The organism is Streptomyces flavalbus (genome assembly GCF_042674625.1).
Classification (GTDB): domain Bacteria; phylum Actinomycetota; class Actinomycetes; order Streptomycetales; family Streptomycetaceae; genus Streptomyces; species Streptomyces flavalbus.
In genome coordinates this window covers 991,572-1,016,528 of sequence record NZ_JBHTEB010000001.1, presented here as the reverse complement: position 1 = coordinate 1,016,528, position 24,957 = coordinate 991,572, and the positions used below count along the sequence as shown (strand labels likewise).

The following is a 24,957-nucleotide window of genomic DNA, read 5'->3' as shown; positions in this document are numbered from 1 at the left end:
GCGGAAGGCTCACGCCCCGTGCCATACGGTGGTGATGTTGCAGAACTCCCGGATTCCGTGCCCGGACAGCTCACGCCCGTACCCCGACCGCTTCACCCCGCCGAACGGGAACGCCGGATGGGAGGCGGTCATCCCGTTGACGTACACGCTCCCGGCCTCCAGGTCCCGTACGAACCGGTCGACCTCGGCCCCGTCCCGGGTCCACACGTTGGAACTGAGCCCGAAGGACGTGTCGTTGGCGATGAGCACGGCCTCGTCGAGGTCCCCCGCGCGGTACAGGGTGGCGACCGGCCCGAACGCCTCCTCGCGGTGGATGCGCATCTCCCGGTCGATCCCGGCCAGCACGGTCGGCGGGTAGTACCAGCCGGGCCGGTCCGGGCGCCGCCCGCCGCACAGCACGCTCGCGCCGCCGCGTACGGCGTCGTCCACCAGCTCCTCCAGATCGGCCCGGCCGCGCTCGCTGGACAGCGGCCCGATCTCGGTGTCCTCGTCCATCGGGTCGCCCAGCACGAGCGCCTCCATGCCCGCGGTGAAGCGTTCCGCGAAGGCGTCGTAGACGTCGGTGTGGACGATGAACCGCTTGGCGGCGATGCACGACTGCCCCGCGTTCTGGCAGCGCGCCGTCACCGCGACCTCGGCGGCCCGCTCGACGTCGGCGGACGGCATCACCACGAACGGGTCGCTGCCGCCCAGCTCCAGCACCGTCTTCTTGATCATCTCCCCGGCGGTGGCGGCGACCGCGCGGCCCGCGGGCTCGCTGCCGGTCAGCGTGGCGGCCTTCACGCGCTCGTCGCGCAGGATCTCGTCGACCTCGCCGGAGCCGATCAGCAGGGTCTGGAAGGTGCCCTCGGTGAAGCCCGCCCGGTGGAACAGGTCCTCCAGGTACAGCGCGGTCTGCGGGACGTTGGAGGCGTGCTTGAGCAGGCCGACGTTGCCGGCCATCAGCGCGGGCGCGGCGAACCGGATCACCTGCCAGAGCGGGAAGTTCCACGGCATCACCGCGAGCACCGGGCCGAGCGGCCGGTAGCGCACCACGGCCCGGCTGGCGCCGGAGTCGCGCACGTCGGCCTCGGCGGGCTCCTCGTCGGCGAGCAGGTCGGCGGCGTGGTCGGCGTACCAGCGCATCGCCTTGGCGCACTTGGCGGCCTCCGCGCGGGCCTGCTTGACGGGCTTGCCCATCTCGGTGGTGATGACCCGGGCGATGTCGTCCTGGTCCTCGTCGAGGAGGTCGGCGGCATGGCGCAGCAGCCTGGCCCGCTCGTCGAAGGTGGTCGTCCGGTAGGTGCGGAACGTGGCCTCGGCGAGCTGGAGCCTGCGCTCGACCTCCTCCTCGCCCATGGCCTGGTACGTCTTGACTGTCTCGCCGTTCGCCGGGTTCACCGTCGCGATGGGCATGGCTGGACCTCCTGGGGGCGACTGTGCTTCGACCTTCGCGTGCGACGCCGGGCCCCGCAACGCCTAGGGCCCTTCTGATGGATCTCCGTGGAGGAAGGAGCGGCGTCCTAGCCCGAGTGCTCCGCCAGCCGGTCGAGAAACGCGCCCTGCGCCGTGACGATCACGTCCCTGGCCTCGGCGAGCGGGAACCAGCGCACCCGGTCCAGCTCGGGAAACTCCTGGACGCGCCCCGACCGCGGCGGCCACTCCATCGTGAATGTGCCCGGCACGACCGACGTCGGATCGAGGTCGCCCTCCACCGCCCACACCGTGACCAGCTTGCCGCCGGACTGCCGGACCTCGCCCAGCGGCAGGGCCTCCCCGTCGGGCGGCGCCACGCCCAGCTCCTCGGTGAACTCCCTGCGGGCCGCGTCCCAGGCGGGCTCGTCCGGCTCGTACTCGCCCTTCGGGACCGTCCACGCCCCGGCGTCGCGGCGCGCGAAGAACGGGCCGCCCATGTGCCCGAGCAGCACCTCAAGGCCGTCCCCGGCGCGCCGGAACAGCAGCAGGCCCGCGCTGCGCCTCACCGCGCCACCTCCGGGTGGGCGGCGAGCAGCGTCTCCACCGTGTCGGCGTCCTCCGGGCGCTTGTCCTCGCGGTAGCGCACGACACGGGCGAAGCGCAGGGTGACCCCGGCCGGGTAGCGGGTGGAGCGCTGGAGACCGTCGTAGGCGATCTCGACGACGAGTTCGGGGCGTACGGTCACCACGTGGCCGTCGGTGTCGACGGCCAGCTCCTGGAGGCGTTCGGTCTGCCAGGCGAGCAGTTCGTCGGTCATTCCCTTGAACGTCTTGCCGAGCATCACCAGGGAGCCGTCCGCCGCGCGGGCGCCCAGGTGCAGGTTGGAGAGCCTGCCGGTGCGGCGGCCGTGGCCCCACTCGGCGGCCAGCACGACCAGGTCGAGGGTGTGCACGGGCTTGACCTTCAGCCAGGACGCGCCCCGGCGGCCCGCGCTGTAGGGCGCGTCGAGGGCTTTGACGACGACGCCCTCGTGGCCGCGGGCGAGCGTCTCGGCGAGGAACTCCTCCGCGGCGGGCAGGTCCGCCGCGCCCGACACCACCGTCCGCCGCACCCGCATCGGCTCCGGGACCAGTTGGGCCAGCTCCGCGTGCCGTTCGGTCAGCGGCAGGTCCAGCAGGTCGTGGCCGTCGACGGACAGGGCGTCGAAGAAGACGGGGGAGACGGGGACCGCGCGGGCGGCGGTGGCCACGTCGACGCGGGAGCCGACGCGCCCGGCGGTCTCCTGGAACGAGCGGGGCCTGCCGTCGGCGTCGAAGGCGATGACCTCGCCGTCCAGGATGAACCGCTCGCCGCGCAGCTCCAGCGCGGCCGACGTCACCTCGGGGAGGCGGTCGGTGATGTCGTCGAGGGTGCGGGTGTACAGCCGTACGGTGTCGCCGTCGCGGTGCACCTGGACGCGGATGCCGTCGAGCTTCTCCTCGACCGCGCAGCCCGCCAGCTTGCCGACCGCCTCCGCCACCGAGGACGCGCTGTGCGCCAGCATCGGCAGCACCGGGCGGCCGACCGTGAGCCGGAACCGCTCCAGCGCCGCCGGGCCGTCCGCGAGCAGCGCCTCGGCCACCGTCTGGAGCGAGCCCGCCAGCATCACCGCCCGGCGCACGTCGGCCGGTGCCGCGCCGGTCGCCTGGGCCAGGCCCTCCACGGCCACCGCGTCCAGGGCGCCCTGCCGCACCTCGCCGGTGATCAGACCGACCAGGAACCGCTGCTCCTCCGCGGTGGCCAGGCCCATCAGCTCGCCGGTGAGCCGGGTCCGCTCGGCCTGGGAGCCGGTGCCGGAGACGGCGCCGATTGCGGTGAGCCGCTCGTCCACCTCGCGCACGGTGAGGCTCGGTTCGGCGGCGGGCGGAACGGCGCGGCCCAGCACCTTCCAGCCGATGCCGAGCCGTCCCTGCGGCAGCCGTCCCGCCAGGTACGGGATGACCACCGGCACGTCGGCCGCCTCCGCGTCCCGGAACAACTCGGCGAGCAGGGCGGTCTTCCGGGACCGCGCGGAGGTGGCGGCGACCTCCCGCGACACGTGGGCGAGCCGGGTGAGCAGCATGGAGCCAGGGTGCACCCAAGGGGCGCCTTCTACACCTCCACGCCTTGGACAAGGGGCGGCGTCCACACCTCCGCGCCCTGGACAAGGGGCGGCGTCCACACCTCCGCGCCCTGGACAAGGGGCGGCCTCCACAACCTCGCGCTCGCTAGAGGGTGGCGTCGAGGTCCGTCATGAGCAGGTCGCCGTTGATGGTCGCCCCGGCCCGGTAGCCGCCGCTCGCCGCGTTCACCACCTGCTCCCCGAAGCCCATCGCGTTGCCCGCCGCCCACACCCCGGGCACGGTGGTCTGGCCGGTCGGGTCGACCACCGGGTACGCGCCGAACGGCGTCTCGGTCAGCTCCGCGCCGAGCTGCTCCAGCAGGCCCACCCGCGGCACGGGGCGCGGCGCCACGAACAGCACCGACCGCTCGTGCGTGGTGCCGTCCGCGAGCCGTACGCCGGTCAGCCGGTCGTCGGTCACCGCCAGGCCCGCGACCTCGCCGGGGACGACCTTCACCCCGGCCGCGGCCAGGCGGCGCAGGTCCTGGTCCGACAGCTCCGCCTCGGGGACCCGGTGCAGGAACAGCGTCACGTCCCTGGACCACTGCGACACCATCAGCGCCTGGTGGGCGGGCATCGCGCTGCCCGCGAGGACCCCGAAGGCCTGGTCGCGCACCTCCCAGCCGTGGCAGTACGGGCAGTGCAGCACGTCCCGCCCGAACCGCTCGGCGACGCCGGGCACGTCGGGCAGCTCGTCCCTCAGGCCGGTGGTGACCACCAGCCGCCGCGCCCGCACGGTCCGCCCACTGGCCAGCGTCACGGCGAAGTCCGTGTCCCTCCGCACGCCGACCGCCTCGTCCCGGACCAGCTCGACGCCGTACCGCGCGATCTCCTCGCGGCCCACCGCCAGGAACTCGGCCGGGGACATGCCGTCCCGCGACAGATAGCCCTGCATGTGGGCGGCGGGCGCGTTGCGCGGCTCACCCGCGTCGACGACCAGGGTCCGGCGCCGGGCCCGGCCCAGGACGAGGGCCGCGGACAGGCCCGCGGCGCCCCCGCCGACGACTGCCACCTCGTACGTGTCGGTCTGCTCGGTCATGGTGACCACCTCCACGCACACCGTCACCCGACGGGAGACGGATTGACAAACTTGTTTGCCGAACCTGCAATAAGACCATGAGTACCGACGACGTCCTGGCGGGCGTGGGCCCCCGGCTGCGGCAACTGCGCAAGGAACGGGAGGTGACGCTGACCGCGCTGTCCGAGACCACCGGCATCTCGGTGAGCACGCTCTCCCGGCTGGAGTCCGGGCTGCGCAGGCCCAGCCTGGAGCTGCTGCTGCCCATCGCGCAGGCGCACGGCGTGGCGCTGGACGACCTGGTGGGCGCCCCGCCGGTGCGCGACCCCCGGATCCGCGCGGCGCCGATCAACCGCTACGGCCGCACCCACTGGCCGCTCACCCGGCAGCCCGGCGGACTCCAGGCGTTCAAGGTGCTGGAGCCGCAGCAGGAGCGGGTGCCGGAGCTGCGCACCCACGAGGGGTACGAGTGGCTGTACGTGCTGTCCGGGCGGCTGCGGCTGGTCCTCGGGGACCACGACATCGTGCTGACCGCGGGGGAGGCCGCCGAGTTCGACACCCGGGTGCCGCACTGGTTCGGGTCGACGGGGGAGGGCCCCGCGGAGTTCATCAGCCTGTTCGGGCCACAGGGGGAGCGGATGCACGTACGGGCGCGGCCCACTCGTAGGGGTGAGGACGGGCAAGAGGACTGACGCCACCTGTTCCCAGGGCAGCAAGCGACCGCTTAGTATGCGGATCGACCCCGGTCAGACGAAGCAGTCCCCCGTGGAGGCCCCCCATGCAGGCATGGCAAGTGCACGAGAACGGCGAGCCGGGCGAGGTGATGCGCCTCGCCGACGTGGCGCGGCCCGCCCCCGGGGACGGCCAGGTGCTGCTGAAGGTGCGCGGCGCCAGCGTCAACTTCCCGGACGCGCTGATGTGCCGCGGCCACTACCAGGTCCGCCCGCCGCTGCCGTTCACCCCGGGCGTGGAGATCTGCGGCGAGACCGAGGACGGGCGCCGGGTGCTCGGCACCCCCGTCCTGCCGCACGGCGGCTTCGCCGAGTACGCCGTCGCGGACGCCGCCGGGCTGCGGCCCGCCCCCGAGGCGCTGGACGACGCGGAGGCCGCCGCCCTGCACATCGGCTACCAGACCGGCTGGTTCGCGCTGCACCGCAGGGCCCGTATCGCTCCCGGCGAGACCCTCCTCGTGCACGCCGCCGCGGGCGGGGTGGGCAGCGCCGCCGTCCAGCTCGGCAAGGCCGCCGGGGCGACCGTCATCGGCGTCGCGGGCGGCGCCGAGAAGGCCGCCGTCGCCCGGCGCCTCGGCTGTGACGTGGTGATCGACCGGCACACCGAGGACGTCATCGCCGCCGTCAAGGAGGCCACCGGCGGCCGGGGCGCCGACGTGGTCTACGACCCCGTGGGCGGCGACGCCTACACCCAGTCCACGAAGGTCGTCGCCTTCGAGGGCCGGATCGTCGTCATCGGCTTCGCCAGCGGCACGATCCCCAGCCCCGGCCTCAACCACGCCCTGGTGAAGAACTACTCGATCCTCGGCCTGCACTGGGGCCTGTACAACACCAAGAACCCCAAGCTGGTCGAGGAGTGCCACGAGCAGCTCACCGAGCTGGCCGCCCGCGGCGCCGTGAAGCCGCTGGTCAGCGAGCGCGTCCCGCTCGCCGGGGCCGCCGACGCCGTCCAGCGGGTCGCGGACGGTGTGACCACCGGCCGGATCGCCGTCCTGCCGGGGGTGGCCGCATGACCGACGCCGCCGAACTGCGCCGCCGCACCCAGGAGTTCCTCGCCGCGCACCCGCCCGCCAGCACCGACCGGCTGGAGTTCCTGCGCGCCCGCTTCGACGCCGGGCTCGCCTGGGTGCACTTCCCCGAGGGCCTCGGCGGACTCGGCGCCCCACGCACCCTCCAGGCCGTCGTGGACGCCGAGCTGGAGGCCGCCGGCGCCCCCGACAACGACCCCCGGCGGATCGGCATCGGCCTCGGCATGGCCGCGCCGACGATCCTGCACTACGGCACCGAGGAGCAGAAGCGCACCTATCTGCGCCCGCTGTGGACGGGCGAGGAGGTCTGGTGCCAGCTCTTCAGCGAACCCGGCGCCGGGTCCGACCTCGCCGCCCTCGGCACCCGCGCCGTCAGGGAAGGCGACGACTGGGTGGTCAACGGGCAGAAGGTGTGGACGTCCAGCGCCCATGTCGCCCGCTGGGCCATCCTCATCGCCCGCACCGACCCGGACGTGCCCAAGCACCGCGGCATCACCTACTTCCTGTGCGACATGACCGACCCCGGCGTGGAGGTCCGCCCGCTGCGGCAGATCACCGGCGAGGCCGAGTTCAACGAGGTGTTCCTCACCGACGTCCGCATCCCCGACTCCCGCCGCCTGGGCGAGATCGGTGACGGCTGGCGGGTCGCGCAGACCACGCTCAACAACGAGCGCGTCGCCATCGGCGGGATGCGGCTGCCCCGCGAGGGCGGCATGATCGGCCCCGTCTCCGCGACCTGGCGTGAACGCCCCGAGCTGCGCACCCACGACCTGCACCAGCGGCTGCTGAAGGTCTGGGTCGACGCCGAGGTGGCCCGGCTCACCGGCGAACGCCTGCGCCAGCAGCTCGCCGCCGGACACCCCGGACCCGAGGGCGCCGGGATGAAGCTCGGCTTCGCCCGCCTCGCCCAGGAGATCAGCGGCCTGGAGGTCGAACTGCGGGGCGAGGAGGGCCTGCTGTACGACGACTGGACCATGCGCCGCCCCCAGCAGGTCGACTTCACCGGCCGCGACGCCGGGTACCGCTACCTGCGCGCCAAGGGCAACAGCATCGAGGGCGGGACCAGCGAGGTCCTGCTGAACATCGTCGCCGAGCGCGTCCTCGGGCTGCCCGCCGAGCCGCGCACCGACAAGGACGTCGCCTGGAAGGACCTCGCCCGATGAGCGCACAGCCCGACCTGCTCTACAGCGAGGAGGAGGAGGCCCTCCGCGCCGCCGTCCGCGACCTGCTCGCGGACCACTGCGACGCCGCCGCCGTCCTCGCCCGCGCCGAGTCCGACGAGCCGCACGACCCCGACACCTGGAAGGCGCTCACCGAGGGCATGGGCCTCGCCGGACTCCTCGTCCCCGAGGAGCTGGGCGGCCAGGGCGCCACCCACCGCGAGGCCGCCGTCGTCCTGGAGGAACTGGGCCGCGCCGTCGCCCCCGTGCCCTACCTCACCAGCGCCGTCGTCGCCACCGAGGCCCTGCTCGACTGTGCCGCCGACGACCTCCTCACCGAGCTGGCCACCGGGCGCCGCGTCGCCGCCCTCGCCGTCGCCCTGCACCTCGGTCCGGGCGGCGACTGGGACACCGTACGGCTCGAAGACGGCACGCTGCACGGGGAGTTGACCGGCATCGCGGACGCCACCGCCGCCGATGTGCTGCTGGTGCCCGCGGACGACGGCGGGCTGTACGCCGTGGCCGCCGACGCCGTGACCGTCACCCCGCGGGTGCCGCTCGACCTGACCCGGCCGCTGGCGACGGTCACCCTGGACGGCGCGCCCGGCCGACGGCTGGGCGAGGCGGGGCCCGCCGTGCGGCGCGCGCTGCGGGCCGGGGCCGGACTGCTCGCCTCCGAGCAGCTCGGCGTCGCGGACTGGGCGCTGACCGAGACCGTGCGCTACCTGAAGGAACGCACGCAGTTCAACCGTCCGGTCGGCGGCTTCCAGGCCCTCAAGCACCGGCTCGCCCAGCTCTGGCTTGAGGTCGTCAACCTCCGCGCCGCCGCCCGCAACGCCGCCGACGCCCTCACCACCGGCGAGGACACCGACCTCGCGGTGGCCGTCGCCCAGGCGTACGCCGCGCCGGTCGCCGTGCACGCCACCGAGGAGGCGCTGCAACTGCACGGCGGCATCGGGATGACCTGGGAACACCCGGTGCACCTGTACCTGAAGCGGGCCAAGGCCGACTCGATCGCGTACGGCACCGCGGGCGCCCACCGGCAGACGGTGGGCGAACTGGCCGCACTGCCGACGCCCTGAGCCTTTCCGGCACGGAAGGCCCGTCCCACCAGGGGCGGGCCTTCCCGTGTGCCGGGGGAGTGGGCTTTCCCGTGTGTCGTGGGCGACGGGAGTGAACTCATGGCGGCGGTCCAGCCAACTCCTGGCACGCGCCGGTCTCTTGGCGCCCGTTCCGGCTCATACTCACTGCGTCCCGATCCGGCCCTCCCGGGAGGCAGACATGGCCCTCACCACCCGCCGCAGAGCCCTCACCACCCTCGGCGCCGCCCTCGCGGGCTCGTTCGCGCTGCCCGCCACCCAGGCGCTCGCGGGCGAGCGGGGGCGCGGCCCGCGCCCGCTGTGGCGCGCCCACGCCCACAACGACTACGAGCACCCGCGGCCCCTCCTCGACGCCCTCGACCACCGCTTCGGCAGCGTCGAGGCCGACATCTACCTCGTCGACGGCCAACTCCTCGTCGCCCACGACCCGGTGGACCTCGACCCGGCCCGCACCCTGGAGTCCCTCTACCTCGACCCGCTCGCCGCCCGCGTCCGGGACGGGCACGGCTGGGTCTACCGCGGCCACCACCGGCCCCTCCAACTGCTGATCGACCTCAAGACCGAGGGCTCGGCCACCTACCTCGAACTCGACCGCCGACTGCGCCGCTACCCGCACCTGTTCACCCGCTACGCCCACGGCCGGGTGCGCACCGGCCCGGTCATCGCCGTCATCTCCGGCGACCGCGCCGCCCGCGTCCCCATGGAGGCGCAGACCGAACGCCGCGCCTTCTACGACGGCCGCCTCGCCGACCTCGGCGGCCCCGCGCCCGCCTCCTTCATCTCCCTGATCAGCGACAACTGGACCAACCACTTCACCTGGCGGGGCACCGGCCCCTTCCCCACCGCCGAGCGGGAGAAGCTGCACGCCATCACCGGCGCCGCGCACGCCCGCGGCCAGCAGGTGCGGTTCTGGGCGACGCCGGACGTGCCCGGTCCGGAGCGGGACGCGCTGTGGACGGAGCTGCTCGCCGCCGACGTCGACTACCTCAACACCGACGACCTGGCGGGCCTGGAGGCGTTCCTGGACGCCCACCGGGCGGCGTAGGACCCCCGGCAAGACCACACGATCGGAGGACAGGTCAGCCGCCCGGACGAACCCTCCGCTACGCCACACTTGCGGCCGAACGCCGTGAACCGGACGTGCGGCGTGGCGGAGGAGTGTGACGATGGCCGTTTCCATCTCTGTGGTGCTGCTGCTCCTGATCCTGGCGGTGATCTTCGTCCGCAGCGGTGGACTGAAGATCTCGCACGCCCTGGTGTGCCTGCTGCTCGGGTTCTACCTGGCGGGCACCAGCATCGCCCCGACCATCAGCAGCGGCCTCACGGCGACCGCCGACATCGTCAGCGGTCTGCGACCGTGAGGCCGCCGCCCCCGGGTCAGGGCGTCGCGTAGACGCCGATGCCGTTCGGCACGGGGCGTTCGGCGCCGCCGGACGGGTGGTTCAGCACGGTGACGCCGCTCTCGCCCGGCGCGCGGGCGACCAGCGCCGACGACCCGCCGCCGTCCAGGCTGACGGCGTCCACCGCCCCGAGGTCCCGCATGACGTCCGCCATCTCGGCGACCGTCAGACCGCTGCGGTACTCCGGCGCCCCGTCCACGGCGAGCAGCAGCAGGCTCCGCCCGCCGTCCGCGATCCCGGCGACGGTGCGGACCGCCGGGGTGGCGTTGCTCAGGCCGGGCACCGGCTGACCGCCCGTCAGCACCGGGTAGCCGCCCACCGCGAACCGGTACGGCACCTTGCTCCCGGCCGCCACCAGCCGGTGCCCGACCGCCACCGGTTCCCCCACGGCCAGCTTCCGCAGCCACCGCGCGCCCGCCTCCCGGCCGACGAGCACCGTCGTGCCCGCCTCGACGGGCCCGCCGCCGGGGGTGTCGGCGTGCGCGACGACCCGGCCGTGACGGACCGTCACCTCATGGGTGTCCGCGCTGCACGGCGCCGCCCGGTCGGTGTCCGTGCCGCAGGTGGCGCGCACCCGGGAGGCGCCGCCCCAGCGGGCCGTGAACGCGCCGACCGAGCCCTCGGGCAGCGCGTACTGGTTGAACCCGCCCAGCGGCAGCGTCCCCTCCGGGGCCCGGACGGTCCCGGCCAGCGTCAGCCGGTCGAGCCGGGCCCGCCGGTCGACGCCCACCCCGATGACGTCCCGGGCGCTGGTGCCGGGCGGCAGCGCCGGGCCGAAGCGCTGCGCGTCGGGCACCGCCGCCTTCATCGCCCGCCCGGACGCGATCGCCGGTCCCGAGCTGGCGCCGGTCGCCGCGACGCCGGGGTGCTGTACCTCGGTGATGTTGAAGAAGTCGCCGTTGACGCCCGCGACGGCGCCGGAGGCGTCGGCCATCGACGACACCGTGGCCCGCGCCGCCACCGCGCCCGGGTGCAGCAGGTCGAGGCGGACCCGGGGGTCGGCCACGTCGACGCGCAGCACGTGCAGGTGCGTCGGCCCGCCGAGGGCGTCGACGTCGAACTCCTCGTAGACCACGCCCGGCGCCACCCGGGTGCCGTCGGCCGCGGCGGCGGCCGGGGCGGCTCCCGACAGGGCCGTCCCGGTCAGCGCGCCGAGAGCGGCCAGTAACGCCAGCAGTCCTCTGCCCGTCACAGTTCCCCCTGAGGGTCCGTCAACTGTCGTGTCCACAGGAAGCAGTGGAGCAGACGGTGGTGGCCCCCGGGGGTCCTACGCGCCGACGCGGCCGGAACACACGGCCACACGGCGCCCGGGTACGCCGCTCAGCGGTCCGCGTCGTGGTCCGGCGGCCCGGTGTCCGCGCCGGGCGGCGGAGTGCCGTCCTTCGTGAGCCGCTCGGCGAGTTCGTCGCGGACCAGGGAGCGCCGGTCGAGGCCGTCCACGCGGTAGGCGGTACGGCCGACGATCTGGCTGGTCACCGGCGCGGTCAGCATCTGGAACACGGCGACGAGGACCAGCACGGGGGCGTGCCGCGACGGCAGTTGCGCCGCCGCGCCCAGCAGCACCAGCAGCAGCCCGAGCGTCTGCGCCTTCGCGGCGGCGTGCAGTCGGCTGCCGGTGTCCGGGAACCGCAGCAGCCCCACCGCGCCCAGCAGGCAGAACACCGCCCCGGCCGGGAACAGCACCGCCGTCAGCACGTCCCGGACGACGGTCATCGCATCCCCTCCCGCTTCTCCACCAGGTAGGCCGCCGTCACCGACCCGATGAACGCCAGCAGGGTGAGCACGACCAGCGCGGGCACGGCCGTGGTGTCGTCCCGCAGGACCATCCCGACCGCGGCGCCCGCGATGACCAGCGTCACGATCACGTCCAGCGCCATGATGCGGTCCAGCGCGCTCGGCCCGCGCACCAGCCGCACCAGCGTCAGCAGCGCGGCGGCCGACAGCACGCCGAGCGTGACGGCGTAGAGCACGGTCATGACGGGTTCCCTCCAGCGTCGTCGTCCGGGGCGCGGTCCGGGAGGGGCTGGCCCATCGCCCGCGCCACCGCGTCCTCCACCGAGCGGGCCTGCCGCCGCCGGTCCTCCACGTCGTGCGCGTCGCGCACCGGCAGCGCGTGCACGTACAGGCGCCGCCGCCCGCGGTCGATCTCCATCACCAGCGCCCCCGGCGCCATCGTCGTGACCTCCGCCACCGCCGTGATGAGCAGGTCGCTGTCGGCGCGCAGCGGCACCTCCACGATCGCCGCGGTGGTCCGCGGCCCGTACCGCACCGCCTGCCACGCCACCACCGCGCCCGACCCGACCAGGTCGGCGAACAGCCGCGCCAGCAGCCGTACGACGGCCAGCGGCCGGGGCGCCCAGCCCGGCACCGGCGGCAGCGGGAACGCCACCACGACCCCGACGGCGACGACCAGGCCACCGACCAGCACCACCGGGCCGACCGACCCCCACAGCAGCACCCACAGCAGCCACAGCCAGCCCACCATCGGCAGGTGCCGCACGACCCGGCTCACCGCTCCCCCTCACCCAGGACGACCGACCGGTACGCCTGCGGGCGCAGCAGGTCCTGCGCGGCCCGCTCCCCGAGCCGCGCCAGCGGCCCCGCCCCGGCCGTGACCACCAGCCCCGCCACCGTCACCCCCGCCGCCGAGGTCAGCATCAGCCGCGCCCCGCGCGTGCGCACCGACGCGCCCCGGGCCGGACGCGGCGGCTTCATGAACCCGGCCGTCCACACCCGGGCCATCGCGTACAGGGTCAGCGCGCTGGTCAGCACCGCCGCGCCGAGCAGGAGGTACGCCACCGCCCCGCCGCGCCCCGCACCGGCCTGCAACAGCGCCAGCTTCGCCACGAACCCGGAGAACGGCGGCACCCCCGCCAGACTCATCGCCGGGAGCGCGAACAGCACGGCCACCAGCGCGCCCGGCGTCGGCCGCCGCGCCATCACCGACAGCGCCGCCGTGTCGGTGCGCCGCACCATCAGGTCCGCCACCAGGAACAGCGCCGCCTGCGCCACGATGTGGTGGACGACGTACAGGATGGTCCCGGTCAGCCCGCGCACGTCGAACAGGGCGAGCCCGAACAGCATGAACCCGATGTGGCTGACGAGGGTGAAGGACAGCAGCCGGTTGACGTCGTCCTGCGCGAGCGCGCCGAGGATGCCCACCAGCATCGTCGCGACCGCCACCCAGGCCAGCAGCGGCCACACCCCGGTGCGCGGGAACAGCAGCGTCTCGGTGCGCAGCAGCGCGTACACGCCGACCTTCGTCAGCAGCGCCGCGAACACCGCGGTGATCGGCGCGGGCGCGGTCGGATAGCTGTCCGGGAGCCAGAAGTGCAGCGGCACCAGGGCCGCCTTGATGCCGAGGACGGTCAGCGTCAGCAGCGCCAGCGCGCCCCGCAGCCCGCCGTCCAGCTCCGCCAGGCGCGGCCCGAGCTGCGCCAGCGTGACCGTGCCCGTCGCCGCGTACACCAGCGCGATCAGCGTGATGAACAGCAGCGACGAGGTCAGGCTGACGATGGTGTACGTCATGCCCGCGCGGGTGCGGTTGCGACCCGCGTCCAGCGTGATCAGCACGTACGACGCCGCGAGCATCGCCTCGAAGGCGACGAACAGGTTGAACAGGTCACCGGAGAGGTAGGCCAGGCTCACGCCCGCCACCAGCACCAGGTAGGCCGGGTGGAACACCCGCGCCGACCGCTCCCGGCGCTCCGCCGTGCCCTGCCCGACCGCGAACCCCAGCACCGCGAGGGACACCAGCGCCGACACCGTCAGCAGCAGCGCCGACAGCCGGTCCGCGACCAGGGTGATGCCCAGCGGCGCGGGCCAGCCGCCCATGTGCACGGCCTGCGGCCCGTCCCGGTCGGCCAGCACCAGCAGCGCCACCGCGTCGGCCAGCACCACCGCCAGCACCGCCCCGCTCAGGCCGCGGATGACCGCCCGCCGCGGCCCGAGCAGCGACAGCCCGGCGCCGAGCAGCGGCAGCAGCACCGGCAGCGCCAGCAACGTCGGCCTCATCGCCCGTCCTCCGGTGGGGTCCGCTCCCGTTCGCCGTGCCCGGCGCGCTCCGCGAAGGTGCCGATCCGGCGGTCCTCGACGTCGTCGCGCACCTCGTCGTTGCCCCACAGCCGCCACGACCGGTACGCCAGCGCCGTCAGGAACGCGGTCAGCGCGAACGTGATCACGATCGAGGTCAGCGCCATCGCCTGCGGCAGCGGATCGGCGTACCGCGCCGGGTCCGCCGCCTTCCCGTCCGTGATCGGGGGCCGCCCGGGGGTGCCACCCGCGACCAGCAGCAACAGGTTGGTGCCGTGCCCGAGGACGATGAACCCCAGGACGATCCGCATCAGCGAGCGTTGCAGCATCAGGTAGAACCCGACCGCGAACAGCACGCCGACGACGACGGACAGCGTGAGGTCGATGGTGTTCACGACGCGGCCTCCCGCTCCACGCGCCCCCGGCCCAGCGAGACGCCCGCCGCCGACAGCAGCTTCAGCGTGACCCCGACGACGACCAGGTAGACCCCGACGTCGAAGAAGACGCTCGTCGCGAACTCCACCGTGCCAAGGAGCGGCGGATGCACCGTCACCACCGTGCTCTCCAGCGGCGCGCCCCCGGCGAACGCCGGGAGCAGCCCCACGGCGGACGCGGTCATCAGACCCGTGCCCGCGACCACCCCCGAGTGCACCCGCACCGCGGCGCCCAGGTCGGCGCGCCCGCCCACCAGGTAGCGCAGCACGAACGCCTGACCCGCCACCAGCCCGCCCGCGAAGCCGCCGCCTGGCCGGTAGTGCCCGGAGAACAGCAGGAACAGCGAGAGCACCAGGATCGACGGGAACAGCAGCCGGGTGACCACCTCAAGCAGCACCGACCGCTCGCCGCCCGGCCGTTCCTTCGCCCCGGGCAGCCAGGTCCCGGCGGGCTCGTCCCAGTGCGCGGTCGGGAACGCCGCGCGCCGCCGCTGGCCGTCGCGCCGGGCCAGGCCCCGGCCGCGCACCCGGACCAGGCTGACCACGCCGACCGCCGCCACCAGCAGCACCGAGATCTCCCCGAGGGTGTCCAGGGCGCGGAAGTCGACGACGATCGCGTTGACCACGTTGTCGGCGCCCGCCTCCGTCGCGTGCCGCACCTGCTGGGCGGAGACGGCGGGCGCCCGACGCGCCGCGGACGCCGCGAGGGCGAAGCAGATGACGAACACCCCGACCGCGCAGGCCGCCGCCGCGCGCAGCAGCCGCGCCCGGGTCACCGTCCGGCCGGGACCGAACCGGGACGGCATCCGCCGCAGCACCAGCACCACCACGACCAGCGTCATGGTCTCCACCAGCAACTGGGTGAGCGCCAGGTCCGGCGCCCCGCGCACCAGGAAGATCCCCGCGACGCCGTACCCGACGGCGCCCGCAAGGAGCACCCCGGTCAGCCGGTGCCGGGCGGCCACCACCGCCCCGGCCGCGACCAGCACCAGCACCCCGAGCACCGGCTCCACCGGCGACCACCACGCCGACGGCGACCCCAGCGTGGGCGCCGCCGCCGCGAGGGCCACGCCGGGCACCACGACCACCGTCGTCAGCAGCACCGTCAGATAGACGGGCAGCGAACCCACCTGGATCCGCCCGGTGACGGCGACCGCGACCCGGTCCACGCCCGCGAGCACCCGCTCGAACACGGCCTGCGCGTCCGGCAGCCGGGGCAGCCGCCGCGCCGTGCCGTACGGCAGCCGACGCAGGCACAGGTGCAGCGCGAAGCCGATCAGCAGCGCCAGCGCCGACAGCCCGAGCACCCCGGTGAAGCCGTGCCACAGCTTCAGTTCGTACGGGCCGTCAGGCCCCGCCGGGAACACGTCCGCGTACGCTTCCGCGACCGCCGCCGTCCCCGCGTACCCCACGCCGAGGACCAGCCCCGCCGCCGACAGCACCGCCACCGGCGCCAGGAACCCCGGCTCCGGCCGCCGCGCCCGCTCCACCGCCCCCGTCACCGGACCGCCGAACGCGCCCCGCAGGAACCGCGCGCTGTACGCCAGCGTCAGCGCGAAGCCCGCCACCAGGGCCCCCGTCAGCCAGCCGTGCGCCGCGAGCCCAGGTCCGTGCCACAGTGCCTCCACGGCGGCCTCGTGGGCGAGGTAGCCGAGCAGCGGCGGCAGCCCCGCCATCGACGCGGCGGCGAGCACCGCCACCGCGCACAGCACCGGCATCCGCCGTCCGAGGCCCGACAGCTCCCGCACGTCCCGGGTGCCGGTGCGGCGGTCCACGATCCCCACCGACAGGAACAGCGCCGACTTGAACGAGGCGTGCGCCATCAGCAGCACCGCCCCCGCGACCGCCGCCGTCCGGGTGCCCGCGCCGAGCAGCGCGGTCAGCAGGCCCAGTTCGCTGATCGTGCCGTAGGCCAGCAGCAGCTTCAGGTCGAGCGCGCGCAGCGCCCGCCACGCGCCGAGGACCAGGGTGCCCAGGCCCACCGCCAGCACCATCGGCCGCCACGGGCCGACCTCCGCCAGCGCGGGCGCCAGCCGGGCCACCAGGTAGACGCCCGCCTTCACCATCGCCGCCGCGTGCAGATAGGCGCTCACCGGCGTCGGCGCCACCATCGCCGCGGGCAGCCAGCCGTGCAGCGGGAACTGCGCGGACTTCGCGAACGCGCCGACCAGGACGAGCACCACGGCGACGGTCACCGTGTCGCCGCGCGGCGGGTCGGCGACGATCGCGGAGATCCGCTGCGTCCCGGCGGCCGACGCCAGCAGCACGAAGCCGAGCAGCATCACCAGGCCCCCGGCCGTCGTCACCAGCAGCGCCTGCCGTGCCGCCCGCCGCTCCTCCGCCGACTCGCCCCGCCCCGCGATGAGCAGGAACGACACCACCGTGGTCAGTTCCCAGAACACGTACAGCACGAAGAGGCCGTCGGCCAGCACCAGGCCCGCCATCACCCCGGCGAAGAGCAGCAGCAGCGCGGCGAGTTGGCCGCCGTCCCGCTCCACGTAGTACCGGCAGTACAGCAGCACCAGCGCCCCGACCCCGGCGACGATCCACAGCATCAGCAGGGACAGCGCGTCCAGCCGCAGATCGACCGTGAGCCCCAGCGACGGCGCCCAGGCGAGGGACGCGGTGTGCACCGCGCCGTCCAGGACCCCCGCCGCCCGCGCGCTCGCCCAGCCCACCACCGCCAGCGGCACCAGCGCCGCGACCGGCCACACCGCCCGGCCCAGCCGCCGCTGTCCCCAGCGGATCGCCACGGCGACCACGGCATGGGCGGCCAGCAGGAACAGCACAGCAGCACCAACCCCTCCGCGGCGATCCGCTCCGCCGACACTCCGCTCGTCCCTGCCCGGCCTTCGCGGGGGATCTACCACCTTCGCGGCTGGCGGGTGCCCGACACGGTGGCAAATGAACCCTTTGCCGCGACATCGCCGCGCAATCGGCCCCCTCCGACGTGTCCTGACGGTGCGTCGGGGCACTGGAGGACCAGCAAGGCCGCGCACAGCAGACCTCGGAGGGGCCCGTGAACCCACAGGCGACCGACGCGCCGCGGCTCGACCCGCGCCGCGCCGTCCCCCGCACCGACGCCGTCCTGCGCGACCCCCGGCTGCGCGAAGCGGCGGCCCGGCTGGGCGAGGCGCCCGTGAAGTCGGCGGTCCGGCAGGCCCAGGAGCGGGCCCGGCAGGGCGCCGTCCCGCCCGGCGCGGTCGCGGACACCGCCCTCGCCCTGCTGCCCCGTACGGCGGGTGGACTGCGCGCCGTCCTCAACGCCACCGGCGTCCTGCTGCACACCAACCTCGGCCGCGCCCCGCTGTCGGCGGCGGCGCGGCAGGCGGTGGCGGAGGCCGCCGGGCCCACCGACGTCGAACTCGACCTGCGCACCGGGGTACGGGCCCGGCGTGGCCGTACGGCGCTGGCCGCCCTGCGCGACCGGGTCCCGTCCGCCGCCGCGGCGCACGTCGTCAACAACGGCGCCGCCGCCCTCGTGCTGGCCGCCACCGCGCTCGCCGCCGGACGGGACATCGTCGTCAGCCGGGGCGAGATGGTGGAGATCGGGGACGGCTTCCGGCTGCCTGACCTGCTGGTCGCCACCGGCGCCCGGCTCCGCGAGGTCGGCACCACCAACCGCACCACACCCGACGACTACGCCGCCGCCCTCGACGACCGGACGGCGTTCGTGCTCAAGGTGCACCCCTCCAACTTCCGCGTCACCGGCTTCACCCGCGCGGCCGACGTCACCGAACTCGCCCCGCTGGGCGTCCCCGTCGTCGTCGACATCGGCTCCGGGCTGCTCGCCCCGCACCCGCTGCTCCCCGACGAACCCGACGCCGAGACCGCACTGCGCGCCGGTGCCGCCCTGGTCACCGCCAGCGGCGACAAGCTCCTCGGCGGTCCCCAGTGCGGCCTCCTGCTCGGCACGCGGGACATCGTGCGCACCCTCGCCCGGCACCCGCTGGCCCGCGCCCTGCGCGTCGACAAGCTCACCCTCGCCGCCCTGGAGGCCACCCTCACCGGCCCCGCCACCCCCACCGACGAGGCCCTCACCGCCGACCCGGCCCGGCTGCGCCAGCGCGCCGAACGCCTCGCCCACGCGCTCGCGGCGGACGGCGTCGACGCCCACGCCGTCGACAGCGAGGCCACCGTCGGCGGCGGGGGAGCGCCCGGCGTCACCCTGCCCAGCGCCGCGCTGTCACTGCCCGAGCGGTACGCCGCCGCCCTACGCGTCGGCGCCGACCCGGTGGTCGGACGGCTCACCGCCGGGCGCTGCCTGCTGGACCTGCGCACCGTGCCCGAACCGGACGACGAGCGCCTCGCCGCGGCCGTCCGGTCGGCGCCGGAGTCGGCAGCGGGGTCGGCGTCGGTGTCGGCAGCGGGGTCGGCTTCGGCTTCGGCTTCGGCTTCGGCGGGACGGTAGCCGTCATGCGGGTGCTGGCCACCGCCGGACACGTCGACCACGGCAAGTCCGCCCTCGTACGGGCGCTCACCGGCATGGAACCCGACCGGCTGGCCGAGGAACGCCGCCGCGGCCTCACCCTCGACCTCGGCTTCGCGTGGACCAGCCTGCCCCCGGACGGCGAGAGCCTCGCCTTCGTCGACGTGCCCGGCCACGAACGCTTCGTCGCCACCATGCTGGCCGGTGCCGGACCCGTGCCCGCCGTGCTGTTCGTCGTCGCCGCCGACCAGGGCTGGCAGCGCCAGTCCCAGGAGCACCTGGAGATCCTGCACGCCCTCGGCGTCCGGCACGCCGTCCTCGCCGTCACCCGCGGCGACCTCGCCGACCCGGAGCCGGTCCGCGCCGACGCCGCCGAACGGCTCGCGGCGACCTCGCTGGGCGCCGTACCGTCCGTCGCCGTCAGCGCGGTCACCGGCGCGGGCCTGGACGCGCTGCGCGCCGAACTCGCCGGGCTGGCCCGCGCGCTGCCGGAGCCGGACACCGGGGCCGACGTCCGGCTCTGGCTGGACCGCGCCTTCACCGTGCGCGGCCACGGCACCGTCGTCACCGGCACCCTCGCCGCGGGCACCCTCCGCGTCGGTGACCGGCTGACCGCCGGGGACGGCACGACGGCGGTGCGGGTGCGCGGGCTGCAGTGCCTGGGCGAGGAGCGGGACGCCGTGGGCGCCGTGGCCCGGGTCGCGGTCAACGCGCACGGCGCCCCCGACGGCCTGCTGACCCGCGGTCAGGTCCTGCTCACCCCGGGCCGCTGGCTGCCGACCGCCCTGACCGACGTCCGCGTCACCGGCGCCCCCGCCGCCGACCTGCCCCGCCAGGTCACCCTGCACCTCGGCACCGCCGCCGTGCCGGTGACCGTCCGCCCGCTCGGCACCGACACCGCCCGCCTCACCCTCGCCCGGGAGCTGCCGCTGCGCGTCGGTGACCGGGCCGTCCTGCGGGAGCCCGGCGGACGGCGCGCCCCCGCCGCCGTGACCGTGCTCGACGTCCGCCCGCCGAAGCTGACCCGGCGCGGCGCCGCCCGCGCCCGCGCCGCCGACCTCGCCACCATGACCGGCCGCCCGGACGGCGCCGCCGAACTCCGGCGCCGCCGCCTGGTCCGCCGCGCCGACCTGCGCGCCATGGGCGTCCCCGCCCCGACCGCGCCCGTCGCCGGTGACTGGCTGGCCGACTCCGCGCACTGGGCCGCCCTGCGCGAGCGGCTGTCCGAGGCGGTCGACGACCACGCCGCCCGGCACCCCCTCGACCCCGGCCTGCCCACCGAGGCGGCCCGGCACCTGCTCGGCCTGCCCGACCGGGCCCTGGTCGACGCCCTCGCCGCGACCCCCGGCGAGCGCCCCTTGCGCACCTCCCGGGGACGGCTGTACGGCGCCACGGCCACCGGACCCACCCTGCCCCCCGCCGTGGAGACCCTGCGCGCCGAACTGGCCGAGGCGCCCTTCCGCGCCCCCGAGGCGCACCGGCTCGCCGAACTCGGCCTGCACCGCAAGGCGTTGGCCGCCGCGGTCACGGCGGGCGCGCTGCTGCGGGTCGGCGACGGGATCGTCCTGCTGCCCGGCGCGGACGAACGGGCCGCCGCCGTCCTGCGCGAGCTGCCCCAGCCGTTCACGACCAGCGAGGCGCGCCGCGCCCTGGACACCACCCGCCGGGTGGCCGTACCGCTCCTGGAACACCTGGACGCCCACGGCTACACGGAACGGGTGGACGACCAGCGCCGCCGCTGCCTGACCCGGGGAAGTGGCGGAGGCGGACGAGAATCGAACTCGCCTGTCCGAGATCCTCGGACACCTCGGTTTTGAAGACCGGGAGGGCCACCAGGCACCCACACGCCTCCCCGCCCGGCCAGGCTACCCGAGGGTGCTCAGAGTTCCGTGCCCGTCCGCTCGTCGACACCCGCCCGCGCCCGGTACGCGCGCACCAGCTCGGTCGCCGCCGGGCCCCGGGGACGGCAGCCGGGCCGGATGTCGACGGCGAACGCCTTCGCCTCCTGGATGTGCGTGTTCGGGTCGAGGGACAGGTGCAGCAGCTCGTTGGCCGCGTCGCCGGTGGCGAGCCCGTTCGGACCCCAGTGGTAGGGCAGGCCCACCTGGTGCAGCGGACGCCCGTGCACCGTCAGCGTCGCCATCCGCTCGGTGACCAGGACCCGCGCCTCGATCACCCCGCGCGCGCTGACGATCGTCGCCCAGCCGGTGTGCTCCAGGCCCCGCTCGGCCGCCAGCTTCGGCGAGACCTCGCAGAAGAACTCCGGTTGCAGCTCCGCCAGGTACGGCTGCCAGCGGGACATGCCGCCCGCCGTGTGGTGCTCGGTCAGCCGGTAGGTCGTCGCGACGTACGGGTAGACGCGGGAGCCGGGCTCGCCGGGGCCGGGCTGGTAGCGGTTGTCGGGGTGCGGGCGCAGCAACTGCCGCACCGGGTTGCGCTGCTGGCCGTAGAGCAGGTTCGCGAACGGTGAGTCCTGCGGCTCGTAGTGGGTGGGCAGCGGGCCGTCGGTGAGGCCGGACGGGGCGTACAGCCACGCCTTGCCGTCGGCCTGCATGATGAACGCGTCGGTGCCGGCGAGCGCCTCGGGGCCGCTGGCGTCCGGCGGCGGGCGGTGGTCGGGCGCCTTGTCCTTCTTGAAGTCGGGCACGTCGTGCCCGGTCCACTCGCCGCGCTCGGCGTCCCACCACACCAGCGCCTTGCGCTCGCTCCACGGGCGGCCCTCCGGGTCGGCGGAGGCCCGGTTGTACAGCACCCGGCGGTTCGCCGGCCACGCCCAGCCCCACTTGGCCGCCACCCAGTCCTGCTCGCCGCCCGGGACGCGGCGGGCCGCCTGGTTGACGCCGTCGGCGTACACCCCGCAGTAGATCCAACACCCGCAGGCGGTGGAGCCGTCCGCGGCGAGCTGCTCGTAGGAGCTGAGCGGGTTGCCGTCCGCGTCATGGCCGTTGATCTCGGCCAGGACGGCGGCGGCGTCCGGTTCGGCGTGCCCGCCCTTGGTCGGGTAGTCCCAGGTCAGGTCGAGGACCGGCGCGTCCATCGGGTCGGTGGACGCGGCCAGCTTCTCCCGGACCAGCCGCCCCAGGTGGTAGGTGAACCACAGGTCGCTGCGCGCCTCGCCGGGCGGTTCGACGGCCTGGTGGTGCCACTGCAGCAGCCGCTGGGTGTTGGTGAAGGTGCCGTCCTTCTCGGTGTGCGCGGCGGCCGGGAGGAAGAACACCTCCGTGCCGATGTCCTCGGTGCGCAGCTCACCCGTCTCGATCTCGGGACCGTCCCGCCACCAGGTCGCCGACTCGATCAGCGAGAAGTCCCGTACGACGAGCCAGTCCAGGTTCGCCATGCCGAGCCGCTGGAGCTTGGCGTTGGCGGAGCCGACGGCCGGGTTCTCGCCCATCAGGAAGTAGCCCTTGCAGACGCCGTCCAACTGGGCCATCACCGTCTCGTACGTGGAGTGCGAGCCGGTGAGGCGCGGCAGGTAGTCGAAGCGGTAGTCGTTCTCGGCGGTCGCCGCCGCACCCCAGTACGCCTTGAGCAGGCTGACCAGGTAGGCGCGCATGTCGCCCCAGTAGCCCTTGCGGGCCGCGTCCGCCCGCACGAACGTGTCCAGGTCCTGCCGCTCGTGCGCGTGCGGCATCGGGATGTACCCCGGCAGCAGGTTGAACAGCGTCGGGATGTCCGTCGAGCCCTGGATGGAGGCGTGCCCGCGCAGCGCCAGGATGCCGCCGCCGGGCCTGCCGATGTTGCCCAGCAGGCTCTGGAGCACCGACGCCGCGCGGATGTACTGCACGCCCACCGTGTGCTGCGTCCAGCCCACGGCGTACGCGAACGCCGTGGTCCGCTCCCGCCCCGAGTTCTGGGTCACCAGCTCGCAGACCTGCCGGAACACCTCCTGGGGCACCCCGCAGATCCGCTCCACCACCTCGGGCGTGTAGCGGGCGTAGTGCCGTTTGAGCACCTGGAAGACGCAGCGCGGGTGGGTGAGCGTCTCGTCGCGCTCGGGTTCCGCGCCGCCGATGTCCGCGCCGCCCGAGCCGTGCGCCTCGCCGCCCGCCTCCGCCGACAGCGAGCCGCTGCCCGCGCGCTCCTCGTACAACTGCTCCCGCTGGCCCGACGCCGCCTGCACGTGCGCGCCCGCGTACTGCCAGGTGCCGTTGTCGTAGCGGCGGCCGTCCGCGTCCAGGCCGGAGAAGACCCCGTCGAGGTCCTCGGTGTCCCGGAAGTCCTCCCGCAGGACCACCGGCCCGTTGGTGTAGGCGACCACGTACTCCCGGAAGTACGCCTCGTGCGTCAGGACGTGGTTGATGATCCCGCCGAGGAAGGCGATGTCCGAGCCCGCGCGCAGCGGCACGTGCAGGTCCGCGAGCGCGCTGGTGCGGGTGAACCGCGGGTCCACGTGGACCACCTTCGCGCCGCGCGCCTTGGCCTCCATCACCCACTGGAACCCGACCGGATGGCACTCGGCCATGTTCGAGCCCTGGATGACGATGCAGTCGCTGTTCTGGAGGTCCTGCTGGAAGGTGGTCGCGCCGCCGCGGCCGAACGAGGTTCCCAGACCGGGAACGGTGGCGGAGTGTCAAATGCGCGCCTGGTTCTCGATCTGTACGGCGCCCAGGGCGGTGAACAACTTCTTGATCAGGTAGTTCTCCTCGTTGTCGAGGGTCGCCCCACCGAGGCTCGCGATGCCCAGCGTGCGCCGGGTGCGGGTGGCGTCGACCTCCCACTGCCAGCCCGCCCGGCGTGCCGCGATCACCCGGTCCGCGATCATGTCCATCGCCGTGTCCAGGTCGAGCCGCTCCCAGTCGGTGGCGTACGGCCTGCGGTACAGGACGTGGTGTTCGCGGGCGGGCCCGGTGGTCAGTTGGAGGGTCGCCGAGCCCTTCGGGCACAGCCGCCCACGGGAGACGGGGGAGTCGGGGTCGCCCTCGATCTGGGTGACGCGGCCGTCCTCGACGTACACGTCCTGCCCGCAGCCCACCGCGCAGTACGGGCACACGGACTTCACCACGCGGTCCGCCGACGCCACCCTCGGCGTGCGCTCGCTGCCGCTCTTCGCGGCGGCGCCGCGCCCCAGCGGGTCCGTGCCGGTCAGTTGCCGGTACACCGGCCAGGAGTCGATCCAGGTGCGGACGCCCATCTCCTCACGCCCCTTCCCGCGGCCGGGAGTCCAGCCGCTCCCGCTGCGGTACGACGGTGTACTTCGGGTCCTCGGCCGACGCCACCCCGGCGTGGAACACCCCGAACCGCAGCGCGGCGGACCCGGCCAGCAGCGCGGCGCCAGCGACGGCGGCGACGGTACGGCCGCCGCGCAGGCCCGCGAGGACGGCGCCGCCGACGGTGAGCGCCTCGGCGGCGCGCGGCAGACGCCGCTCGTACGGCTCCGCCGTCAGCCCCATGCGCCGCCTCATCAGGCGGAACGCGCCCACTTCGAGCGCTGCGCCCAGGACGGCCATCCGGCGCGCGGGACCGGTCTGCGCGGCCGGTGCGCCCACCAGCGCCAGCCCGGCCGCCGCCGTGGCGCTGGACCCGGCGAACACGAACGGCAGCTCCCGGTGCGCCTCGTGCCACGACGGCACCGCGGTGTCGGCGAGGAGGACCGCGGTGTACGTCGCCACGGCCGGGCCCAGCGCCGCGGCGGACGCGGTGGCGGCGCGGCCGACGAGCCGGAACCGGCCCGCCACGTCGGTCGCGGCGGCGGTGAGGGTGAGCGGCGCGTAGCCCGCCAGCAGCCAGGAGCCCACGCTCATCGGGGAGGTCGGCTTGCAGACCCGCAGCATGTTCAGGAACCGGGCCGGGCGGCCCAGGTCGTGCACCAGCAGCGCCAGCGACGCCGAGACCGCGCCCGCCGCGCCCAGCTTCGCCGTGCGGGCCAGCGCGGGCCGGGCGGTGGCCCCGGCCCCGGCGGCCAGCAGCGAGGACGCCCCGGCGAGACCGCCGACGAAGAGGTAGCCCGCGATGTCGAGCGCCCGCCACGTCGGGCTGTTGAGGATCGGGGTGCCGTAGTACGAGGCGAATGCCGCCTCGGGCACCACCGGCTGCTCACCACGGCGCCGACGCCGCTGTCCCGTGACGGTCATCGCGCCCTCCCGGCGAAGC

At 75.1% G+C, this 24,957-nt stretch carries 21 protein-coding genes, 1 tRNA gene and 2 pseudogenes; 9 read left to right on the top strand and 15 right to left on the bottom strand.

The genetic code is table 11. The annotated features are described in order from the left end of the window. Window positions 1–9: 9 nt before the first annotated feature. The 4 genes from ACFQZ6_RS04330 to ACFQZ6_RS04315 form a co-directional block, all read right to left on the bottom strand. A complete protein-coding gene (locus ACFQZ6_RS04330; protein WP_381605016.1) occupies window positions 10–1,395 on the bottom strand; it encodes an NADP-dependent succinic semialdehyde dehydrogenase in 1,386 nt (461 codons plus the stop codon). A 107-nt stretch (window positions 1,396–1,502) separates the two neighbouring features. After that, window positions 1,503–1,961 carry an NUDIX domain-containing protein gene (locus ACFQZ6_RS04325; protein WP_381605015.1) on the bottom strand — a complete coding sequence of 153 codons (459 nt, stop codon included), beginning with the start codon at window positions 1,959–1,961 and terminating at the stop codon, window positions 1,503–1,505. Then, window positions 1,958–3,496, bottom strand: a complete 1,539-nt coding sequence (locus tag ACFQZ6_RS04320) for an ATP-dependent DNA ligase (protein ID WP_381605014.1) — start codon at window positions 3,494–3,496, stop codon at window positions 1,958–1,960. The genes ACFQZ6_RS04325 and ACFQZ6_RS04320 overlap by 4 nt, the downstream gene beginning before the upstream one ends. Before the next feature lie 145 nt (window positions 3,497–3,641). Beyond that, entirely contained in the window at window positions 3,642–4,574 is a 933-nt protein-coding gene (locus ACFQZ6_RS04315; protein ID WP_381605013.1) for an NAD(P)/FAD-dependent oxidoreductase, read from the bottom strand. Between the two features lie 77 nt (window positions 4,575–4,651). Between ACFQZ6_RS04315 and ACFQZ6_RS04310 the strand changes: the two genes are divergently transcribed. The 6 genes from ACFQZ6_RS04310 (at window position 4,652) to ACFQZ6_RS04285 (ending at window position 9,933) form a co-directional block, all read left to right on the top strand. Then, the gene (locus ACFQZ6_RS04310) at window positions 4,652–5,245 is read left to right on the top strand and encodes a helix-turn-helix domain-containing protein (RefSeq protein ID WP_381605012.1); all 594 of its coding nucleotides are present in this window, start codon (window positions 4,652–4,654) and stop codon (window positions 5,243–5,245) included. 86 nt (window positions 5,246–5,331) lie between these two features. Beyond that, window positions 5,332–6,297: an NADPH:quinone oxidoreductase family protein gene (locus ACFQZ6_RS04305; protein ID WP_381605011.1), complete on the top strand. Its 966-nt coding sequence runs from the start codon at window positions 5,332–5,334 to the stop codon at window positions 6,295–6,297. Then, entirely contained in the window at window positions 6,294–7,475 is a 1,182-nt protein-coding gene (locus ACFQZ6_RS04300) for an acyl-CoA dehydrogenase family protein (RefSeq protein ID WP_381605010.1), read from the top strand. The genes ACFQZ6_RS04305 and ACFQZ6_RS04300 overlap by 4 nt, the downstream gene beginning before the upstream one ends. Then, complete coding sequence (locus tag ACFQZ6_RS04295; RefSeq protein WP_381605009.1) at window positions 7,472–8,554, top strand: acyl-CoA dehydrogenase family protein; 1,083 nt, start codon at window positions 7,472–7,474, stop codon at window positions 8,552–8,554. Before ACFQZ6_RS04300 ends, ACFQZ6_RS04295 begins: the two co-directional genes overlap by 4 nt. A 199-nt stretch (window positions 8,555–8,753) precedes the next feature. Continuing rightward, window positions 8,754–9,617, top strand: coding sequence for a phosphatidylinositol-specific phospholipase C/glycerophosphodiester phosphodiesterase family protein (locus ACFQZ6_RS04290; RefSeq protein ID WP_381605008.1), 864 nt, complete (start codon window positions 8,754–8,756; stop codon window positions 9,615–9,617). Between the two features lie 121 nt (window positions 9,618–9,738). After that, window positions 9,739–9,933 (top strand): hypothetical protein, encoded by a 195-nt coding sequence (locus ACFQZ6_RS04285; protein ID WP_381605007.1) that lies wholly within the window; start codon window positions 9,739–9,741, stop codon window positions 9,931–9,933. Between the two features lie 16 nt (window positions 9,934–9,949). Here ACFQZ6_RS04285 and ACFQZ6_RS04280 read toward each other — a convergent pair whose 3' ends face one another. From ACFQZ6_RS04280 to ACFQZ6_RS04250, 7 genes are all read right to left on the bottom strand, one after another. Then, window positions 9,950–11,164 carry a phosphodiester glycosidase family protein gene (locus ACFQZ6_RS04280; RefSeq protein ID WP_381605006.1) on the bottom strand — a complete coding sequence of 405 codons (1,215 nt, stop codon included), beginning with the start codon at window positions 11,162–11,164 and terminating at the stop codon, window positions 9,950–9,952. 128 nt (window positions 11,165–11,292) lie between these two features. Beyond that, window positions 11,293–11,685 (bottom strand): monovalent cation/H(+) antiporter subunit G, encoded by a 393-nt coding sequence (gene mnhG / locus ACFQZ6_RS04275; protein ID WP_381605005.1) that lies wholly within the window; start codon window positions 11,683–11,685, stop codon window positions 11,293–11,295. Continuing rightward, window positions 11,682–11,948 (bottom strand): monovalent cation/H+ antiporter complex subunit F, encoded by a 267-nt coding sequence (locus ACFQZ6_RS04270; protein WP_381605004.1) that lies wholly within the window; start codon window positions 11,946–11,948, stop codon window positions 11,682–11,684. Before ACFQZ6_RS04270 ends, mnhG begins: the two co-directional genes overlap by 4 nt. Next, window positions 11,945–12,484, bottom strand: coding sequence for a Na+/H+ antiporter subunit E (locus ACFQZ6_RS04265; RefSeq protein WP_381605003.1), 540 nt, complete (start codon window positions 12,482–12,484; stop codon window positions 11,945–11,947). The genes ACFQZ6_RS04270 and ACFQZ6_RS04265 overlap by 4 nt, the downstream gene beginning before the upstream one ends. Further along, a complete protein-coding gene (locus ACFQZ6_RS04260; protein ID WP_381605002.1) occupies window positions 12,481–13,986 on the bottom strand; it encodes a Na+/H+ antiporter subunit D in 1,506 nt (501 codons plus the stop codon). The genes ACFQZ6_RS04265 and ACFQZ6_RS04260 overlap by 4 nt, the downstream gene beginning before the upstream one ends. Then, window positions 13,983–14,399 carry a Na(+)/H(+) antiporter subunit C gene (locus tag ACFQZ6_RS04255; RefSeq protein WP_381605001.1) on the bottom strand — a complete coding sequence of 139 codons (417 nt, stop codon included), beginning with the start codon at window positions 14,397–14,399 and terminating at the stop codon, window positions 13,983–13,985. Before ACFQZ6_RS04255 ends, ACFQZ6_RS04260 begins: the two co-directional genes overlap by 4 nt. Then, window positions 14,396–17,227: a Na+/H+ antiporter subunit A gene (locus tag ACFQZ6_RS04250; protein WP_381605000.1), complete on the bottom strand. Its 2,832-nt coding sequence runs from the start codon at window positions 17,225–17,227 to the stop codon at window positions 14,396–14,398. The genes ACFQZ6_RS04255 and ACFQZ6_RS04250 overlap by 4 nt, the downstream gene beginning before the upstream one ends. 230 nt (window positions 17,228–17,457) lie before the next feature. Between ACFQZ6_RS04250 and selA the strand changes: the two genes are divergently transcribed. Beyond that, complete coding sequence (gene selA, locus ACFQZ6_RS04245; RefSeq protein ID WP_381604999.1) at window positions 17,458–18,849, top strand: L-seryl-tRNA(Sec) selenium transferase; 1,392 nt, start codon at window positions 17,458–17,460, stop codon at window positions 18,847–18,849. 5 nt (window positions 18,850–18,854) lie between these two features. Next, window positions 18,855–19,322: pseudogene (locus tag ACFQZ6_RS04240) on the top strand (GTP-binding protein); the annotation flags it as partial. A gap of 290 nt (window positions 19,323–19,612) precedes the next feature. Here ACFQZ6_RS04240 and ACFQZ6_RS04235 read toward each other — a convergent pair. Next, window positions 19,613–20,008 (bottom strand): hypothetical protein, encoded by a 396-nt coding sequence (locus tag ACFQZ6_RS04235; protein WP_381604998.1) that lies wholly within the window; start codon window positions 20,006–20,008, stop codon window positions 19,613–19,615. Between ACFQZ6_RS04235 and ACFQZ6_RS04230 the strand changes: the two are divergent. Then, window positions 19,935–20,591 (top strand): annotated as a pseudogene (locus tag ACFQZ6_RS04230) (SelB domain-containing protein); the annotation flags it as partial. The gene ACFQZ6_RS04235 and the pseudogene ACFQZ6_RS04230 overlap by 74 nt on opposite strands. A gap of 32 nt (window positions 20,592–20,623) precedes the next feature. Here ACFQZ6_RS04230 and ACFQZ6_RS04225 read toward each other — a convergent pair. The 3 genes from ACFQZ6_RS04225 to nrfD all read right to left on the bottom strand — a co-directional run bounded on the left by ACFQZ6_RS04225 (window position 20,624) and on the right by nrfD (window position 24,938). Further along, a tRNA-Sec gene (locus tag ACFQZ6_RS04225) sits at window positions 20,624–20,719 on the bottom strand. Window positions 20,720–20,746: 27 nt separating this feature from the next. Then, the gene (gene fdh, locus ACFQZ6_RS04220; protein ID WP_381604997.1) at window positions 20,747–23,998 is read right to left on the bottom strand and encodes a formate dehydrogenase; all 3,252 of its coding nucleotides are present in this window, start codon (window positions 23,996–23,998) and stop codon (window positions 20,747–20,749) included. A 4-nt stretch (window positions 23,999–24,002) separates the two neighbouring features. Beyond that, complete coding sequence (nrfD, locus tag ACFQZ6_RS04215; RefSeq protein WP_381604996.1) at window positions 24,003–24,938, bottom strand: NrfD/PsrC family molybdoenzyme membrane anchor subunit; 936 nt, start codon at window positions 24,936–24,938, stop codon at window positions 24,003–24,005. Between the last annotated feature and the right edge of the window lie 19 nt (window positions 24,939–24,957).